Annotated in this window: 18 protein-coding genes; 11 read left to right on the forward strand and 7 right to left on the reverse strand. The window is 39.0% G+C overall.

Annotated elements, in window-relative coordinates; all coding sequences use genetic code 11:
- The first annotated feature begins 50 nt into the window (after window positions 1-50).
- Genes FCJ93_RS11735 through FCJ93_RS11750 form a run of 4 tightly spaced genes read left to right on the forward strand, consistent with a single transcriptional unit; the run spans window position 51 to window position 4,202 of the window.
- Window positions 51-1,058: a FecCD family ABC transporter permease gene (locus FCJ93_RS11735; protein WP_408014796.1), complete on the forward strand. Its 1,008-nt coding sequence runs from the start codon at window positions 51-53 to the stop codon at window positions 1,056-1,058.
- Window positions 1,051-2,079, forward strand: a complete 1,029-nt coding sequence (locus tag FCJ93_RS11740; protein WP_137743767.1) for a FecCD family ABC transporter permease — start codon at window positions 1,051-1,053, stop codon at window positions 2,077-2,079. The genes FCJ93_RS11735 and FCJ93_RS11740 overlap by 8 nt, the downstream gene beginning before the upstream one ends.
- A gap of 15 nt (window positions 2,080-2,094) precedes the next feature.
- Complete coding sequence (locus FCJ93_RS11745; protein WP_095313964.1) at window positions 2,095-2,883, forward strand: ABC transporter ATP-binding protein; 789 nt, start codon at window positions 2,095-2,097, stop codon at window positions 2,881-2,883.
- 8 nt (window positions 2,884-2,891) lie between these two features.
- Window positions 2,892-4,202, forward strand: coding sequence for an NtaA/DmoA family FMN-dependent monooxygenase (locus FCJ93_RS11750; protein WP_137743768.1), 1,311 nt, complete (start codon window positions 2,892-2,894; stop codon window positions 4,200-4,202).
- Between the two features lie 17 nt (window positions 4,203-4,219).
- On the opposite strand, the gene FCJ93_RS11755 is transcribed toward FCJ93_RS11750, so the two are convergent.
- Together FCJ93_RS11755 and FCJ93_RS11760 are read right to left on the reverse strand one after the other, a co-directional pair.
- Window positions 4,220-5,050 (reverse strand): helix-turn-helix domain-containing protein, encoded by an 831-nt coding sequence (locus FCJ93_RS11755; RefSeq protein ID WP_235879466.1) that lies wholly within the window; start codon window positions 5,048-5,050, stop codon window positions 4,220-4,222.
- Window positions 5,051-5,260: 210 nt separating this feature from the next.
- Entirely contained in the window at window positions 5,261-5,695 is a 435-nt protein-coding gene (locus FCJ93_RS11760; protein WP_095313970.1) for an RrF2 family transcriptional regulator, read from the reverse strand.
- Window positions 5,696-5,945: 250 nt separating this feature from the next.
- Between FCJ93_RS11760 and hmpA the strand changes: the two genes are divergently transcribed.
- The gene (hmpA, locus tag FCJ93_RS11765; RefSeq protein ID WP_137743769.1) at window positions 5,946-7,163 is read left to right on the forward strand and encodes an NO-inducible flavohemoprotein; all 1,218 of its coding nucleotides are present in this window, start codon (window positions 5,946-5,948) and stop codon (window positions 7,161-7,163) included.
- A gap of 63 nt (window positions 7,164-7,226) precedes the next feature.
- Here the strand turns inward: hmpA and FCJ93_RS11770 are convergent, their stop codons facing one another.
- Both FCJ93_RS11770 and FCJ93_RS11775 read right to left on the reverse strand, forming a co-directional pair.
- Window positions 7,227-7,691, reverse strand: a complete 465-nt coding sequence (locus FCJ93_RS11770) for a phage tail protein (RefSeq protein ID WP_137743770.1) — start codon at window positions 7,689-7,691, stop codon at window positions 7,227-7,229.
- A gap of 14 nt (window positions 7,692-7,705) precedes the next feature.
- Window positions 7,706-8,188 (reverse strand): GyrI-like domain-containing protein, encoded by a 483-nt coding sequence (locus tag FCJ93_RS11775; protein WP_095313978.1) that lies wholly within the window; start codon window positions 8,186-8,188, stop codon window positions 7,706-7,708.
- 107 nt (window positions 8,189-8,295) lie between these two features.
- On the opposite strand from FCJ93_RS11775, the gene FCJ93_RS11780 reads away from it, so the two are divergent.
- The 3 genes from FCJ93_RS11780 (at window position 8,296) to nagE (ending at window position 12,392) form a co-directional block, all read left to right on the forward strand.
- Entirely contained in the window at window positions 8,296-9,258 is a 963-nt protein-coding gene (locus tag FCJ93_RS11780) for a helix-turn-helix transcriptional regulator (protein ID WP_137743771.1), read from the forward strand.
- Between the two features lie 128 nt (window positions 9,259-9,386).
- Window positions 9,387-10,256, forward strand: a complete 870-nt coding sequence (locus FCJ93_RS11785; protein WP_095313984.1) for a hypothetical protein — start codon at window positions 9,387-9,389, stop codon at window positions 10,254-10,256.
- A gap of 684 nt (window positions 10,257-10,940) precedes the next feature.
- On the forward strand, window positions 10,941-12,392 hold the full coding sequence (gene nagE, locus FCJ93_RS11790; RefSeq protein ID WP_095313986.1) for an N-acetylglucosamine-specific PTS transporter subunit IIBC: 1,452 nt from the start codon (window positions 10,941-10,943) through the stop codon (window positions 12,390-12,392).
- Between the two features lie 56 nt (window positions 12,393-12,448).
- Here nagE and FCJ93_RS11795 read toward each other — a convergent pair whose 3' ends face one another.
- Window positions 12,449-13,180: a GntR family transcriptional regulator gene (locus FCJ93_RS11795; protein WP_095313988.1), complete on the reverse strand. Its 732-nt coding sequence runs from the start codon at window positions 13,178-13,180 to the stop codon at window positions 12,449-12,451.
- A 124-nt stretch (window positions 13,181-13,304) separates the two neighbouring features.
- Here FCJ93_RS11795 and nagA point away from each other — a divergent pair, with 124 nt between their 5' ends.
- From nagA to FCJ93_RS11810, 3 genes are read left to right on the forward strand one after another with little or no spacing between them, the layout of a single operon-like run.
- Window positions 13,305-14,471, forward strand: coding sequence for an N-acetylglucosamine-6-phosphate deacetylase (nagA, locus tag FCJ93_RS11800; protein ID WP_137743815.1), 1,167 nt, complete (start codon window positions 13,305-13,307; stop codon window positions 14,469-14,471).
- A 2-nt stretch (window positions 14,472-14,473) separates the two neighbouring features.
- Entirely contained in the window at window positions 14,474-15,202 is a 729-nt protein-coding gene (gene nagB / locus FCJ93_RS11805) for a glucosamine-6-phosphate deaminase (protein ID WP_095314028.1), read from the forward strand.
- 9 nt (window positions 15,203-15,211) lie between these two features.
- Window positions 15,212-15,847 (forward strand): copper homeostasis protein CutC, encoded by a 636-nt coding sequence (locus FCJ93_RS11810; RefSeq protein ID WP_456238954.1) that lies wholly within the window; start codon window positions 15,212-15,214, stop codon window positions 15,845-15,847.
- 101 nt (window positions 15,848-15,948) lie between these two features.
- On the opposite strand, the gene FCJ93_RS11815 is transcribed toward FCJ93_RS11810, so the two are convergent.
- Together FCJ93_RS11815 and FCJ93_RS11820 are read right to left on the reverse strand one after the other, a co-directional pair.
- Window positions 15,949-16,329, reverse strand: coding sequence for a VOC family protein (locus FCJ93_RS11815; RefSeq protein WP_095313994.1), 381 nt, complete (start codon window positions 16,327-16,329; stop codon window positions 15,949-15,951).
- 120 nt (window positions 16,330-16,449) lie between these two features.
- The gene (locus FCJ93_RS11820; protein ID WP_095313997.1) at window positions 16,450-17,034 is read right to left on the reverse strand and encodes a DedA family protein; all 585 of its coding nucleotides are present in this window, start codon (window positions 17,032-17,034) and stop codon (window positions 16,450-16,452) included.
- Between the last annotated feature and the right edge of the window lie 150 nt (window positions 17,035-17,184).

Genomic DNA, 17,184 nt, shown 5'->3' on the forward strand with positions numbered 1-17,184 from the left:
AAGCATCGTCTTCGCTTCCAATCTGCACGTTAGAAGATAGGTGCAAAAGAGTGAATCAGACAGCTAATATTCGAAATATGATTATGTTCATAACTCCATTATTGATTATCGCCACAATGATAATTTCTGTTTCATATGGAACAAAAGAGATCGGGCTTGAAACGATTTGGCAGGCACTGCTCCATTTTGATCAAAGCAATGCGGATCATCAGATTATCCGGACGAGTAGAATTCCTCGGGCAATTGCTGTTCTTGTTGTTGGCGCATTTTTAGCTGTTGCCGGCGCGATTATGCAAGGGATTACGCGAAATTATCTTGCATCGCCTTCGTTAATGGGCGTGAACGATGGTTCCGCTTTTGTGATTACGTTGGCGTTGGTCATGGCGCCTGGATTGGCCAACTATGAAATGATGATTCTCTCCATTATTGGCTCGGCTTTGGGAGCAGGTTTAGTATTTGGCTTTGGAGCGGCGATTAAAAACGGTCTGTCGCCGGTCAGGCTCGCGATCATCGGGACTGTCATCGGAACTTTTTTAAGCAGTGTTGCTTCTGCGGTTGCGATGTATTTCCAAGTCTCGCAAACTGTTGCTGCTTGGTATAATACAAAAATTCATACTGTTGATACGGGTATGCTTCTTCTCTCGGTGCCATTTGGTTTAGTCGGCATATTAATTGCTCTAATTTGTGCACGTGCCATCACGGTAGCCTCTTTAGGGGAGGATATTGCCGTAGGGCTCGGGCAAAAAACAAAGCTTATTCGTTATTTATCGATGTTCTCTGTTGTTCTTTTAACAGGAACGGCAGTGGCACTCGTCGGAAAAATTGCTTTTGTAGGATTGGTTATTCCTCATATTGTAAGATTTTTAGTTGGAGTGGACTATCGTTCTATCATTCCCTGTTCACTCTTAGTGGGTGCTTTTTTCCTTAGTCTGTGTGATTTAGTCAGTCGTTTCATTAACTATCCTTTTGAAACGCCAATTGGGGTCGTAACGGCTTTTATCGGAATTCCATTCTTTCTTTATTTAATTCGATCTCGTGGAGGTGATAGGCATGCCTAAACCAAAGCGGAATCGATTCGTTTTTACCGTCATCGTCACCTTTACTATCATTTTTATCGGATTTTATTTGCATGTCACCAATGGCATGTTTGATATGAGCGTCGTGGAAGTTATTAAAACCTTGTTTGGTTTGGTAGATAATGAAAAATTTAGACTTGTCATTTTCGAACTGCGTCTTCCACGAATTATGATTGCGATCTTAGTAGGTATTGGTTTAGCGTTAGCGGGCTGCGTTCTTCAAGGGATTACGAAAAATGACCTAGCCGACCCTGGAATTCTAGGGATTAATGCTGGAGCAGGAGCGGCGGTTGTCTTCTTCTTGTTCTTCTTTCAGTTTCAAGCAGTCCGTACAGATGGATCAGAATGGCTCAACATTATGATGATGCCAATATTCGGGTTAATTGGTGGAACGATAGCGGCAGCCATTATATTCGTTCTTTCCTATAAGCATGGCCGTTTAGATGTACAACGGCTGCTTTTAACAGGGATTGCCATTAATAGTGGGTTTGGGGCATTGTCCTTGTATCTTTCATTAAAAATGAACGAGAAAGACTTCGAATCTGCCGCACTTTGGCAGGCTGGTGCAATTTATAATGCAAATTGGATCTTTATTGTCTCGATGCTCCCTTGGATTATTATTCTTGGCATTTACATCTATCGAAAGTCTTATTTACTGGATTATTTTCAGCTTGAGGATAATACCATTGTCAGCTTAGGGATTCATTTGGAAAAAGAAAAAATTCTTCTCCTTTTGGCCAGCGTTGGCTTAGTTAGTGCCTGTGTATCAGTTTCAGGGAGCATTGGCTTTATCGGATTGATGGCTCCCCATATTGCCCGGCAGTTAGTGGGGATTAAACATCGCTTCGTAGTACCGGTAAGTGCGTTAATTGGTGCTGCTTTGCTCGTTTTTTCTGATTTTATTGGAAAAACTTTATTCGCCCCATCAGAGTTAGCCGTTGGCATCGTCGTTTCCATTATTGGGATTCCGTACTTCTTATATTTATTAGTGAAAGCACGTTAAAAGGAGGAAGATAGAATGCTGACTGCTTTTCGGATGGAAGAATTAACGGCAGGATATGAACGAAACATCATTTTTGAAAATTTAAATGCCTCTATTGAATATGGCAGAATCACGACAATCATCGGTCCAAATGGTTGTGGCAAATCAACGCTTCTTAAAACAATGGGGCGGATATTGAAAAAAGAGAAGGGACATGTATTCCTTCAAGAGCAGGATATGCAAGCACTCTCAACGAAGGAAATTGCCAAACGGCTGGCGATTTTATCCCAATCTCCTTCTGCACCACCTCAGCTAACTGTTGGAGAATTAATCTCATATGGTCGCTATCCCCATCGCAAAAATGTGAATCGGCTGTCCAAGCAAGATAGGGAAATGATTGACTGGGCAATGGAAGTGACGCAAACGACGGAATTTGAAGCGCGTGAATTAGCTCAATTATCAGGTGGACAAAGGCAGCGGGTATGGCTGGCGATGGCATTGGCACAAAAAACAGAGATTCTTTTGCTTGATGAGCCTACGACCTATTTAGATATGGCTCATCAAATTGAAGTGCTGAAAATAGTCAAGAAACTGAATGAAGAACACGGCTGTACAATCGTGATGGTGCTGCATGATATTAATCAGGCTTCTCGCTTTTCGGATACCATCATTGCCATGAGGAGCGGAAAGGTGTTGGCAACTGGAACACCGAGAGAGATTATGACAGCGCCGGTTTTAAAGGATGTATTTCAAATTACCGCTACTATTATCGAGGATGAAGATATTCCGGTATGTGTATCTTATGACGTATTACCGCAAGAGTAGGAAGGAGAATGAATATGTCTTTGTGTATCGGCTTAACACTTTCTCCAACATGGTTGAACGGGGAAGGGTGGAGGCGTGCGGATAGTAAAGCTGAACAGCTGTTTTCAAGTCAATATTATCTTGAGCTGGCGCAAAGGGCTGAAGCAGCGAAACTGGATTTTGTGTTTAAACCGGATAGTCTTTTTTTCAATAAAGAAATGGCCGATAAATCGCCAGGGCACACATGTTTAGACCCCATTGTCATGTTGGCTTCGATTGCCAGAGAGACAGAGAAAATTGGTCTTGTCGCGACAATGTCTACGACGTTTAGTGAACCTTTTACGGTTGCTCGGCAGCTGCAATCGCTAAACTGGATGAGCGAAGGGCGGGTAGGCTGGAATATTGTCACTTCGATTGAGGGAAGCGGCAACTTTGGAAAAGGTGAGATGCCTTCTTCAAAAGAAAGATACGAAAGGGCACTAGAATTTACTGAGGTAGTACGTAAGCTTTGGGCCAGTTATCCAAATGAGGCGCTAACAATAAATCGGGAATCTGGACAATTTGCCGATCAAGAAATGATTTTTCCCATTCACCATAAGGGCGAGTTTTATCATGTAGAAGGTCCATTGAATGTCCCTGCTTTTGATTCAACGTCCATTCCATTATTTCAAGCAGGTGCTTCCGATTTAGGGAGAAATTTTGCTTCTTTTGTGGCAGATGCCTGCTTTGCTGCCACACCAGATTTGGAATCAGCAATTGAATTAAGACGTGATTTACATACAAGGGCTCATAAACATGGACGTGATTCAAGAGCGATTCGTGTGTTGCCTGGCATGCATTTCTTTTTAGGAGAGACTCGTGAGGAGGCGCAGCAACTTTATCAAGACGCTTATGCCCATTTAACGAATGAACAAAGATTAGCTGCGGTTCAGCGTATTTTAGGTGTGGATCTTAGTCATCTATCGCTCCAATCCCGCATCACTGCTAAAGACATTCCTGAAGTGATGGAGAACGTCCGCAGCCGAACGCATGCAGACTTACTAAGACGAATCATCATCAATGAAGAGCCAACTCTTCAGACGTTGCTTTCTAAACCTGAAGTCATTGGCTCGGCCCACTGGGTCGTCATTGGAACACCCGCTGATGCGGTTGAAGAAATAATAAGATGGTACCGGCATGGTGCACTTGATGGAGTGATCGCCTTGCCAGGGGGATCTGTCCAATCTTTGAATTTATTTTTAGAAAAGGTAGTTCCTCTTTTAGTAGAAAAAGGGCTCTTTAGAAAGGAATATAGTGGCAATACCTTAAGTGAGCATTTGCACGAAAAAGTGAAGAAGTAGCGCTATTTCGCTACTCTTTACAGCCTTTGATGGTCCTTTCTATATTGACTGGGGGATGTCCCTGTTAAACTTTTAAAAACCCTACTGAAATAAAAATTATCCTGATATCCGACAGCTTCAGAAATCTCAGAGACGGTGAGTTCACTAACGGTAAGCAATTCCTTCGCTTTGGAGATTCGGTATTTTGTTAAGTATTGGATCGGAGTTAAACCTGTGATTTTTTCAAAGAGGTAAGCTATCCTTCTGCGATCAATCTCAAACATGTCGGCTACTTCACGAATGCTAATTTCTTCCTCATAATGTGTGTGGAAGTAATCTAATATTTTGGTTACCTGCTGTAAGGTAAAGTTGTATTGGCTATTTCTCGCACCATTTAAAATGGATTGGAGTAAATTCATGAACAGAACCTTTAATTCAAACTGGGAGAAATAATCAGGATTCATATTTTTGTTCAATAATAGTTGAACAATTTCTACAATTTCCTCCATATGATCAATTTCGATTGAGAAGTGTTTGTTGGCAAAGGTACTAAATTTATCCTCAGCATCAATTAAATGATAGTGGATAACAACGTACGTCCAATCTTCTTCAAAGGTTTTAATTTCAATATCCATCCCTGCTCCGGCATGGACGATCGTATTCTTATCAATATAATAAGGAACGCCATTTAAGGAGAAGCGGGCTTCACCTTCAAGTGGAATAATCAGTCCGCAAGTTTGAGAATCCGTTTTTCGATTTGTATCTATTTTTCCAGCAGGTAATGTGCTTTTAAAAGCGTTTCTAAATTGAATCGAGGAGGTTGCGAAATACTCGATTAACTCATTTGTTTTAATAGCCAATGCATTCACCTCTTTTCAACCTTAAACGATAATGATAATCATTATTAATAATTATATCAATATTTAGGAGTGTTAAAAAGAGTTTGTTTTTAAGATTGTATGTCAGGAAATGATCAAACTGTCTTTACTTTACAGAGCCAGTTATGGCGATAATGAAAGCACTACAATGAATATTGTTTATCGAGGTCATTTTTCTCTCTCAACTGTGATTTTCAATTTTTAAGAAGAAAAATAATCTTTCAACATAATATTGTTATTCACAACATCCTCAAGCGTATAGCGATCCAACTCTTTTAAAAATTGTTCTAAAGCGTTCTGAAAAATATGTTTAAGTGAACACACTGGTGTAATGACACATTGACTATTTTTGCGATCAAAACATTCAACAATATGAAAATCTTCTTCTGTCTGGCGAATCAGCTCCCCAACATTTATTTCGGAGGGGGACTTTGCTAGTCGAACGCCTCCGCCTCTGCCGCGAATGGTTTCGATATATCCCATTTTTCCTAAATGATGAATAATCTTCATTAGATGATTTTTTGAAATAGAAAATGCATCTGCGATTTCAGTAATTTTTATTAGTTTCTCGCGATCCTTTGTGCCTAAATAAATGAGAACCCTAAAAGAATAGTCAGAGTAACTAGTTAAACGCATTATTTTTTCTCCTCACATTGCTTCCTTTTGTTTATGGCTTTGTAAATGAGAATCATTTTCTCAGGGAATCTTGGTTTCACATGAAACAATATGGTTTAACAAAGCCTTGTTTATAGAATATATGACTGGCAGCAAATTTCAAATTGTAAACTTAAAAGATGTATTTAAAATATTGCTTTGAGATGTATTTGCTTTTATCATAAAAGATGTATTTTAAATATATCTTAAACAAAAAAGGAGTCGTTACACAATGTTAGCTCAAAAAACGATCGATATCATTAAATTCACAGTACCGGTATTAGAAGTTCACGGTGTTGAAATTACGACAGTATTCTATAAAAATTTATTTAACGAGCATCCTGAATTGTTGAATATTTTCAATCATGCAAACCAAAATCAAGGCCGCCAACAAACGGCTTTAGCAAATGCCGTTCTTGCTGCAGCTCAATATATAGATCGACTGGAGGTGATTTCTCCTGTTGTTAGACAGATTGCAGAAAAACATCGTAGCCTTGGTGTAAAGCCTGAACATTATCCGATTGTTGGAGAACATCTTCTAAGAGCTATCGAGGAAGTTCTTAGTGCTGCAGCAACGGAAGAAATTATCAATGCATGGGCTGATGCATATGGAGTGATCTCCTCGGTATTTATTAATATAGAAAAAGAGCTGTATGAACAAGCAGCATTACAGACAAATGGTTGGAGCGATTTCAAACCGTTTAAGGTGATCGATAAAGTCAAGGAAAGCGAGGTCATTACATCTTTCTATTTAGCTCCGGCTGATCAATCAGCAGTTCCTGTGTTTGAATCGGGACAATACATTACCGTCCGCCTTCAAATTCCTGGTGAGCCTTATTTAGTCAATCGCCAATATAGTTTATCCGCTGCCCCAAATAAGGAATATTTCCGTATTTCTGTAAAACGCGAAGCGGAACCTAATAAGCCGGAAGGAAAGGTATCCAATTATCTCCATGATCATATTCATAATGGGGATGTTATTGAAATGACGGCACCTGCGGGAGAATTCACTCTAAAGGGAGCAAGCTCTGCACCAGTTGTTTTTATTAGTGGGGGTGTTGGTATTACCCCATTTATCAGCATGGTGAACAGCATTGCAGACCATGAGCCGACCCGTTATGTTACATTCATTCATGCATCAAAGAATGGAGAGCAACAGGCTTTCAAAGAGGAATTACTAGAATTAGCGGAACGAATGACAAATTACCATCTTTCATTCATCTATGAAAACCCTTCTGAAACAGACCGATTGAATAAACATTTTAAAAAAGAAGGTTATATTAATACGGAGTGGTTAAAGGAAAATGCCGTAGTGGATAGTGCGGAGTACTATCTTTGCGGTCCAGTTCCATTTTTACAAGCAATCCTTCGTGGTCTAAAGGAACTTGGTATACACGAAGAGCAGATTCATTATGAGTTCTTTGGACCTTCAATGAAGTTAGATATTTAAAAATTCTTTTGTTCAATCAGGAACTTAGAATGTCCTGATTGAACAAATATCGGATCACAGGCTTTAATATTGCCCTTTAATAACAAAGAACGAACCGCGAATTGTTCCGGCTAGTTTGGATTTTTGTCTGGCAAACTTAAACTTTCCTTCTAATTCCTTCGGTACTTCCATTCCTTCAGAGAGCTTAAAACCAACAGCGCGTTTTTTCGGATCATCGACATTATACATGACATTGACCTCAAGCCCATCTTCAAAAAAGACGAAAGCCCATTTAATATTTTCTACTTGGAAACGAGATGTTTCTAGCGGTTTAGCTGCAAACTCAATATTGCGTTCTTCTTTCAATATATGGTTGACATACGCAATGGTGTCCTGACTCTCGCAGGCTGGAACAACTGTAAATTCATGCTTATATTTGTTCATAAAATAGCGGGCTTCATTTGCACGTAATCCGGCTAGAGCATCCACTACTGGTGAAGATTCTAAGCCAACTGTTGACACATTTTTAAAATCAACAACATAGGTCATTACATCTCCCTCCTTTATTTTCGAATAACAGGGATCCACATTTCACCAAATACGAAATCGTTTCGTTGCCCCATTACAACCGTGGTATTTGGACCCCCGACATAGGCAAAATCATCTGCCTCTGGCAAAGCTTGACCAAAGGCAATGCCAGTAAGCAATTGGCTTAATTGCTCATCTGTCTCCGCTTCCCCTTTCACAATTAGGTATTCTCCCTTAGGGAATTGGATCACTCTAGCTTCTTCATCTGGTAAAGTGGCTTCTGTCATGACTCCGGCATAATGCATCATTTTATTGTTTACTGCCTCGTTCACGACAAAAATGTAGTCATTCGTGGCAAGTTCTTTTAAAGTTTCAAGTCGGCCATCCTTTTTAACCGTCTGCCAAAATTCCGACTTTTCCTTGTTGATGCCAGCATAGTCTGTATAATCACTCTTAAGTTCTGTTCCTAAGCCTAAAACGGTAAAGCTATCTTTTTCTTCAATTGTGTACTCTGCCATATTTAAAACCACCTTTTTTTTATTTATCAAGTGATTGGTCTTTGCACTTGATAAGTTTATAATAGCCATAAATCATATCAAAAAATGACACTGTTTAGGAGTTTTCGATGAAAAAGGTTGAACGAATTAATATTATTATGCGCTATATTAATAATCGTGCCCACTTTACCATTTCTGAAATCATGCGAGAATTTAATATTTCCCGTTCGACAGCGATTAGAGATATAAAAGAAATTGAAGCGATGGGAATGCCGATAGTAGCTGAAGTTGGCAGGGATGGAGGTTATTCGGTTATGAATAATTCAGTTTTGCCCAATGTCCGCTTCACAAATGATGAGATTAAAGCTCTGTTTATCGCCTTTATGGCAACAAGAAATCAGCAATTGCCATATCTTAAAAGTCGTCAGTCTTTAACTGAAAAACTACTTGGACTTATCTCAGAAAATCAGCAGGAGACGCTCGTTCACTTAAATCAAGTTTTACTATTTGAAGGAACTAACCCTCATAATCCTGACTTGCTTGATTTGTCAGATCTACCGCACCCAATGTTAGAAAAACTTATTCAAACGATTCTTTTGGATAGCTATTTATTGCTTTCACTTAAAGAGGAAAAGGAAGAAAAGTCTTATTCGATTTATCTCCTCCATCTTTTTCGGGAAAAAAGTCTCTGGTTTATTGATGGTTTTGATTTAGAGAAAGAGAAAAAGCGGGTCTTCCCTGTTGACAATCTTACTGAAGTAACCTTACTCCCTGGGAAAAAGAGAATGAGCAAGAAAGCTATTTTTGACAAAATAAAAAGGGGTGATGCGAGCACCAATCTTGTCCTTGAGTTTGGGCCTGAGGCCATTATGCAGTTCAAAAAATACCACCCTTTAAAAGTCTCCATATCCTATACAAATCCTTATCAAACGACAGCACTTTTAAAGACTTATGTTAATGTTAATCATTCAGAGGAATTGGCAGAAATGGTGAATTGGCTCCTTTTTCTTGGGAGTGATCTCAAAATTAAGGAAGCACCGGAGGAAATTATTCAAAGAATGCAAGAAAGGCTGTCCTTATTGTGTCCATAGGAGTATAATGCACATTTCGAATGATTGAATTGAGAAGAGGAGTCATCTGTTTGATAAATGGTAATAATTTACCAAAAAGAAGAGCATGATAGATCCAAACTAGCTTTGCTGGAAGAGGAGCGTTCTGAATGTTGGGTACCGCTTTTTGGAGTCATACCATTTGGTTTATTTTGCTTGGAATTACGACGATGATAGAATTAATTATCATCTTGTTAAATGTAAAAAAGCGACCTACCGTCTTGGCTTTATATCTTACTATTAGTGGAATGACCTTTTTCTTTGAAATGATTATTTTATCTCTTTTAAGAGCATATACGTATTATCCAATGCTCATTCCAGACTCTCCGCCCGACGATTCAATCGCCGGAAACCTTTTTTCGCAATTTTCAGTGTCGGCATCGGCATTGCTGCTCGCCGTCTTTCATTTAAAATACTACTGGTATATTGTGTTTGCACTAATCTATGGTTCGATTGAAGAATTGTTTCTTGCTTTAGGGTTATATAAGCAAAACTGGTACCACACGTGGATGACTGTTTTATTTTTGCTGTTCTTTTTTTGGGTAGCGAAGCAGGCTTATCGCCTATGTTTTACTCGACTGAAGGGGTGGTTACTATATGTGTATATTTTCCTCGGACTGTTGACGCTGCACCAAAATACGATTGTTTGGGTTCTGAGATTAACGGGTATTCAAAGATTCAGTGAAAATATATTTCCTGACAAACAACATAGTTTAATTTTTTTATCAAGCCTATATATGCTTGTGCTTGGTGTAATCATCATGCTTGTTTATTTTTCAAATATTCGCTGGCACTGGAAGATTGCGCTCATGGTATTCCTATATATCGGACATTGGCTGGGTCTGCACTTTGATTTAATCATTTATAAAGAAGGATGGTTTTTGATTTCCACAACCATTTCAATAGGGGCAATGTATTTATTTACATACATTCTTGATAAATTATATGAAAGTAGGGGTGTGGCAGGCAATGGTGCCTAATGGCTCATTCTTTCGCAAGCGTGGTTCCTAATTGTCAATCAATTTTGTACTGTGTAAGGCTGTTACGATAATAAATCAATTCACGAACTAGTAGAACATATTATTGAAAAAGTCTCACAAGAAGGAGGTGTTAGTCTTAATAAAGAAGCACAATAATCAGTTTAGTTGGTACGTTCCAATAAAAGGATAATTTACTTCAATCAATTATAGTGTAAATTAGCTTTTTATGTCGATAAATTTCGGGATTAATGATGATGCTTGTTAGAAAAGTAAAAGTAGTCTACTACTAATTGAATAACTCCCGAGTTTTTTAGAAAAATTTAGAGTTTAAGAGTAAAAAAAGTTCAAATGCAAAAATATTTACAAGGAGTTGTTATTATTTTGCTTCATTATTTCCAGGAAATAATCGCAGAATGGTTCTTAACTGAAAAAATAACTAGTATTTGAAAAAGAATGATTGATAGGACAAATGAATATAATGAAAGGAGCTTGTTAAGATCACATGCACTAATGAAACATACTAGACTAGTGGTATAGACAACTATATTTGTTAATGCTATAATCGATTCGAGAAATCGGTTTGGAAACGCATTCAAACGGACTTTGCAATTATTTTTCTGTTCACCTAAAGCGTATTGTGAATCGATTCGTGTGTACAAAATAAGTAAAAGGAGGTTTATAACTATGAAGAACTATTTTCAAAATCTTGGTAAGTCTCTCATGCTTCCGGTAGCGGTACTGCCTGCTGCTGCTCTTTTAATGGGGATCGGTTACGCCATTGACCATGAAGGCTGGGGTGCTGGAAATCCCGTTGCTGCCTTTTTCATCGGTGCAGGTTCATCGATTTTAGACTTTATCCCGATCCTTTTTGCTGTTGGGGTTGCCATTGGAATGACAAAGGCAAAGGATGGTGCGGCTGCAATCAGTGGTTTAGTCGGCTATCTTGTTATTACCAAATTACTTTCCACCGATTCGGTTGCGAATTTAAGGCATATTCCAGTTGAAGAAGTGAATATCGCTTTCAATGGAATTGAGAATGTCTTTATTGGTATTTTATCTGGTTGTATTTCAGCAGCTCTTTACAATCGTTTTAGTAATACGAAATTGCCTGATGCTTTAGCGTTCTTTAGTGGAAAGAGATTGGTTCCGATTTTAACATCTCTTGTCATGCTAGTAGTTTCGATGGTGATGTTATTTGTGTGGCCAGTCGTTTATTCTGGACTCCTATCCTTCGGGGAAGCGATTAGTAGTTTAGGAGCAATCGGTGCAGGAGTATACGGATTCTTCAACCGATTATTAATTCCAACAGGGCTGCACCACGCTTTAAACAACGTATTTTGGTTTGACGTTGCGGGGATTAATGATATTAAAAACTTCTGGGCTGGTACTGGTGAATTGGGAATTACCGGAAGATACCAGGCTGGGTTCTTCCCAATCATGATGTTTGGTCTCCCTGCAGCGGCACTTGCGATGTATCATACGGCAAAAACAAAGCGGAAAAAGCAAGCCGCATCACTATTAATGGCGGGAGGAATTGCCGCATTTTTAACAGGGGTGACAGAGCCACTTGAATTTTCATTCATGTTCTTAGCTCCAGCGCTTTATGTCGTGCATGCGCTGTTAACGGGAATTTCTTTATTTGTAGCAGCAACATTCCAATGGACAGCTGGATTTGGCTTTAGTGCCGGATTAATTGACTTTGTATTAAGCTCACAGCTGCCGTTGGCAAATAAGCCATTAATGCTTGTTCTTCAAGGTCTAGTATTTGCTGTTATTTATTATGTGATTTTCCGCTTCCTGATTGTGAAATTTAACTTAAAAACACCGGGACGTGAAGATGATGATGTCGTGGTCAATGAAGAAATTGCCGAAGCTGGTTCAAAGGATCGTTTTGGACTGATGGCGGAAACGATTTACGAAGGTCTTGGTGGAGACAGCAACGTTGTTTCAGTTGATAATTGTGCAACGCGCCTGCGTGTTGAAGTAAAAGATGTTGAAGCTGTCGATCAGAATAAAATTAAAACAACAGGTGTTCCGGGAATAAAAGTAGTCGGGAAGCACAGTATCCAAGTTATTGTTGGGACGCAGGTGCAAGCCGTTGCTGAAGAAGTGAAAAAAATTCGCAAAGAGAATTAACAAAAAAAGGCTAGTATCTAATTTGGATACTAGCCTCCTTCGTAGGGAAAACTAAATTAATCACGTTTCATTTTCATTTTGAACTTATATTTATCTGCCCGATACGTAGATGTGACAAATTCGATTGGAGTTTGTTCTTCGTTTTGTAAAAATGAGGTGCGTTCCATCACTAAAACAGGACTGTCTTTTTTAATCTTTAAATGTGTTGCCTCTTCATCGCTGGCAAGCGAGGCCTCAATGGTTTGATAACCGAAGCCAATTTTAAAATGGAGCTTTTTTTCTAAGTAGTCATAGAAAGAATGGGAGAACTCTTGGTAGTTCATCTCACCAACGATTGTTTTCGGTGTATATATCGTTTCTAAAGCAACTGGTTCATTATCAGCTAAGCGAATGCGTTTAATTTTGCAAACTAAGTCAGTTGGAGAAATCGAAAGAGTTGAAGCAAGCTGTTCATCGGCTTTGATAAAGTCAAAGCTAATTAATTTGTTGGAAGGGCTGAGTCCACGGTTTCTCATATCTTCACTGAAGCTAGTGAGACCGGACAAATCCTGTTCAAATTTTTTATCAGCAACAAATGTGCCTTTTCCTTTTTCACGATAAACAAGACCTTCTTTAACTAAATTATTGATAGCTTGTCGTACGGTCATTCGACTTATCGCATATTTTTCCGCATATTCTCGTTCAGATGGTAAAAGATCGCCAGCTTTTAATTGTTTTGTGTGGATCATGCTTTTTATTTCTTCTTCTAATTGATAATATATAGGTATATGAGATTGTTTATTAATCAAGGGAAAATCCCCTCCTTAGGTGGAAAGTAAGACATTATAAATTTTATCAAAAGAATGAAAGCGTGTATATATGTCATCTGGTATAGACAACTATACTTATTTTGAAAGGGTGAGCAGCTTGAACATGCATTATTTATTAATTAATCATGCAAAGATTTTTTTGGAAAACAAAATTGTAAATTGTGGTGCTGTATGGGTGGAAAATGGGCAAATTAAAAAGATAGAAGAAAGACCTGTTGCTAACATCGCTCATGATGTTCATGTCATTGATGGTACGAATCTGAATTTAATTCCAGGCTTTATTGACGCTCATATTCACGGAGCAAATGGTGCTGATGTGATGGATGCAACGGAAAAAGCATTGGATGATATGGCAGTTCTTTTACCGAAGGAAGGTACGACGAGTTTTTTGGCAACGACCATTACCCAATCTCCTGAAAATATTGAAAGAGCATTGGAAAATGTAGCTCGTTATTCAAATAAGCCGGGACATGCAGAAGTTATTGGTGTTCATTTGGAAGGGCCGTATGTGAATAAAGCTAAAGCGGGAGCACAGCCAGTGCAGTATATTACAGATCCTAATTTGAGCCAGTTTAATCGTTGGCAAAAGCTTTCAGGAAATCAAATTCGTACCATTACGATGGCACCTGAACTGGATCAAGAGGGCTGCTTTATTAAAGCATTAAGTGAAATAGGGGTTAATGTGTCAGCCGGACATACAGATGCTGGATTTGCTGGAATTCAGAAGGCAGTCGCACAAGGGGTTCAGCAATTGACCCATTTATGCAATGCGATGAACGGCATTCATCATCGTGATATTGGTGCGGTGGGTGCGGCATTTCAGTTAAGGGATCTGCATGCCGAGGTCATTCCTGACGGGATCCATGTTGCACCTGAGATGTTGGAGCTGGTTTATCAAAATGTTGGCAGTGACAGACTCATATTAATTACGGATGCGATGAGAGCGAAAGGATTGCCTGCTGGTGATTATGAGCTTGGTGGACAGCCTGTGAAAGTAACAGAGGATCGCGCTGTTCTTGAAGACGGAACGTTGGCAGGAAGTATCGTATCCATGCGGGATGGTGCGGCAAACATGCTCGCGATTGCTGGAGTTGAACTTGGTGATATCGTAAAAATGGCCTCTATTAATCCTGCTAAACAAGTGGGGATTTTTGACCGTAAAGGAAGCATTGCTTTGGACAAGGATGCAGATCTATTACTTGTCGACGATCAATTGACGATAAAGTATACCATTTGCCGTGGAGAAATTGCTTATAAAGGAGAAGAGTAATGATGGAATTCATTAAAGTAAACGATTATCAAGCTATGAGTGAGAGAGCTTGCTCTATTATGATTGAAACGATAAATCGTATCAAGAACCCTGTTCTTGGTTTGGCAACAGGTTCGACTCCTGAGGGGTTGTATCAAAAAATCATTGAGAAGTTTAACGAGGGAAAGGTTTCTTTTCAAGATGTGACAACCTTTAATTTAGATGAATATGTCGGCCTGGATCGAGAAGATGTGAATAGTTACTATCGCTATATGAAGGAAAAGTTATTTAATCATGTCGATATTAAGCTTGAACGTGTTCATCTGCCAAACGGGGCTGCTGCTGATCTTGAAGCAGAATGTCAAAGGTACGAGAAGCAAATCCGACAGGCAGGAAAAATTGATTTGCAAATTTTAGGAATGGGGATCAATGGTCATATTGGTTTTAATGAGCCGGGAACCCCGTTTAGCAGTAGGACCCATGTTGTTGAATTGGAAGCTTCTACTCGTGAAGCAAATTCGAGATTTTTCCCAACGTTGGATGATGTACCGACGCAAGCCTTAACGATGGGAATTGCAACGATTATGGAAAGCAAAGAAATCCTGTTGCTTGTTTCTGGTGAACAAAAAGCGGAGGCAATAGCCCGGTTGACTGATGGGGATATTTCTGAGGATTTTCCAGCATCGATTTTACGTAACCATCCGAATGTCACGGTTATTGTTGATGAGGGCGCCATGGTGCTGGCTAAATAAGGTGGATGGATGATGATTAGAGAAGCTTGTGTGGAGAATTTTACGAACGTTCCGGAAGTGATCGCGAGAGGGGCAGAGCGGATTGAACTATGCGATAATCTTGCGGTTGGCGGCACTACGGTGAGTGCGGGTGTTGCCGCTACTGCGATCCGTTACTGTCACCGTAAAAACGTAAAGGTCATGAGCATGGTTCGGCCAAGGGGCGGAAATTTCATTTATAGTAATGAAGAAGTGGACATTATGAAGCAGGATCTGCTCCATCTTAAGCAGCTAGGCACTGATGGGGTCGTCTTTGGCTGTTTAAATGAAGCAAGCTGGATTGATGAAGAGGCGATGCTTTCGTTAATAGAGGTAGCTCAAGGAGTAGATATTACCTTTCATATGGCCTTTGATCAAATTCTGTCCGATCATCAATTTAAAGCAATTGATTGGTTGGCTGAACATGGTGTCAAACGGATTTTGACCCATGGTGGTTCAGGCACATCTAAAATAGAAGACAATGTCACGAGAATTCAGGAATACATTGATTATGCCGCTAATAGAATCATTATTCTCCCTGGCGGCGGAATCACAAATGAAAATTTACGAGCGATAACCGATTTGTTATCAGTTGACGAAGTACATGGAACGAGAATTGTCGGTTGAAACGAAAATAAGTAAGCTTTTATACGCTTGCTTATTTTCGCTTTTTGTCCTATCACTGCTATTCATGAACCGATTATTAAGAGTTACGATCGATTTATCAATTAAACAGTCAATTCAATTAAATTACCTTCAGGATCTTCTACAACACTTTCATAGTACCCGTCACCAGTTACACGGGGACCGTTAACAGTAGGATAACCATCACTTTTTAATTTCGCTGTTATGTGATTAACTGCTTCTTTACTCCCCAAGGAAATCGCGATATGTGCCCATCCCATTTTTTCCCCTTTAGCATGCTGGTTTATTCCTTCTTTACGCATGATTTCTAATCGTGCACCTGACTCAAAAGTTAGAAAATAGGATTCAAATTTCTTTTCTCGATTGTGATATTTAGTGTTTGATTGACAATTAAAATAAGTTTCATAAAACTTTTTCATACCTTCCAAATCATTCACCCATATTGCTATATGTTCAATTTTCATTCCACATTCACTCCGATAATTTATGATTATAGTAGGGGTGCTACCAACTACATGATCAAGGGGCAACATCCGTAACCACTGAACTCGATACTTGTACTTCTGTTTTACAACTATAAATTGTTATTTCGCTCTGTTTGCTCGTATATAGAAGTATATCAGTAATGCCAATAATGCTATCCAAATTATTTTAGAAGTTTGATGGAAAACATTACCAACAATCGTCCAATTATTACCTAAAAATACTCCTAAAAGGATAAAACTACTCGTCCATATAATGGCCCCAATAGAGGCGAATAGTGCAAAGGAAAAATAGCGATAAGTGGACATCCCCGCTAGATAGGCAGTGATATGCCTAACTCCAGGTAAAAAATAGCCTACGATGAGGAAAAAACCTCCATATGCCTTAAAGCTATTTTGAGCCCACTCAATCCTTGTTTCAGTTATGTTGAGTTTTGGTCCAAATCGTTTTATGAAAGGTAGTCCAAGCTTGAGTCCCAGTAGATAGCTAACGGAAATTCCCATAATGGCTCCAACCATGGCAGTAATAAGTGAATATTTTAGTGACAATGTTCCTAAAAATACATTATATCCTACATAAGTAAGTAGAATTTCATCAGGCAAGGGCAGACCGACGATCCCTAAAATAAGAGTAATAAAAATTGCAGTGTATCCGTAATGCTCTATGAAGGTTCCTAAATCAAACATATTATCCTCCGTTTCTCTATAGGGTCAAAAATTGGGAGTTTTCAGAACGGAGACACCCAAATCCTAATTTATAATAGATTAACTCAATTAATATTATGATAATAACATTAATTTTAATTAAAATTAATCAGCTTTTTTCTTTTGCACTTA

It is taken from the genome of Robertmurraya siralis, assembly GCF_005502275.1.
GTDB classification, from domain to species: Bacteria; Bacillota; Bacilli; order Bacillales; family Cytobacillaceae; genus Robertmurraya; species Robertmurraya siralis.

Excerpts from the sequence above, each read along its gene's own strand:
- FCJ93_RS11745 (WP_095313964.1), top strand. The coding sequence starts at position 2,095 with ATGCTGACTGCTTTTCGGATGGAAGAATTAACGGCAGGATATGAACGA.
- FCJ93_RS11760 (WP_095313970.1), bottom strand. The coding sequence starts at position 5,695 with ATGCGTTTAACTAGTTACTCTGACTATTCTTTTAGGGTTCTCATTTAT.
- FCJ93_RS11780 (WP_137743771.1), top strand. The coding sequence starts at position 8,296 with ATGAAAAAGGTTGAACGAATTAATATTATTATGCGCTATATTAATAAT.
- nagB (WP_095314028.1), top strand. The coding sequence starts at position 14,474 with ATGGAATTCATTAAAGTAAACGATTATCAAGCTATGAGTGAGAGAGCT.
- hmpA (WP_137743769.1), top strand. The coding sequence starts at position 5,946 with ATGTTAGCTCAAAAAACGATCGATATCATTAAATTCACAGTACCGGTA.
- FCJ93_RS11810 (WP_456238954.1), top strand. The coding sequence starts at position 15,212 with ATGATGATTAGAGAAGCTTGTGTGGAGAATTTTACGAACGTTCCGGAA.
- FCJ93_RS11820 (WP_095313997.1), bottom strand. The coding sequence starts at position 17,034 with ATGTTTGATTTAGGAACCTTCATAGAGCATTACGGATACACTGCAATT.
- FCJ93_RS11775 (WP_095313978.1), bottom strand. The coding sequence starts at position 8,188 with ATGGCAGAGTACACAATTGAAGAAAAAGATAGCTTTACCGTTTTAGGC.
- FCJ93_RS11815 (WP_095313994.1), bottom strand. The coding sequence starts at position 16,329 with ATGAAAATTGAACATATAGCAATATGGGTGAATGATTTGGAAGGTATG.
- FCJ93_RS11785 (WP_095313984.1), top strand. The coding sequence starts at position 9,387 with ATGTTGGGTACCGCTTTTTGGAGTCATACCATTTGGTTTATTTTGCTT.
- FCJ93_RS11750 (WP_137743768.1), top strand. The coding sequence starts at position 2,892 with ATGAATATGTCTTTGTGTATCGGCTTAACACTTTCTCCAACATGGTTG.
- nagE (WP_095313986.1), top strand. The coding sequence starts at position 10,941 with ATGAAGAACTATTTTCAAAATCTTGGTAAGTCTCTCATGCTTCCGGTA.
- nagA (WP_137743815.1), top strand. The coding sequence starts at position 13,305 with ATGCATTATTTATTAATTAATCATGCAAAGATTTTTTTGGAAAACAAA.
- FCJ93_RS11740 (WP_137743767.1), top strand. The coding sequence starts at position 1,051 with ATGCCTAAACCAAAGCGGAATCGATTCGTTTTTACCGTCATCGTCACC.
- FCJ93_RS11770 (WP_137743770.1), bottom strand. The coding sequence starts at position 7,691 with ATGACCTATGTTGTTGATTTTAAAAATGTGTCAACAGTTGGCTTAGAA.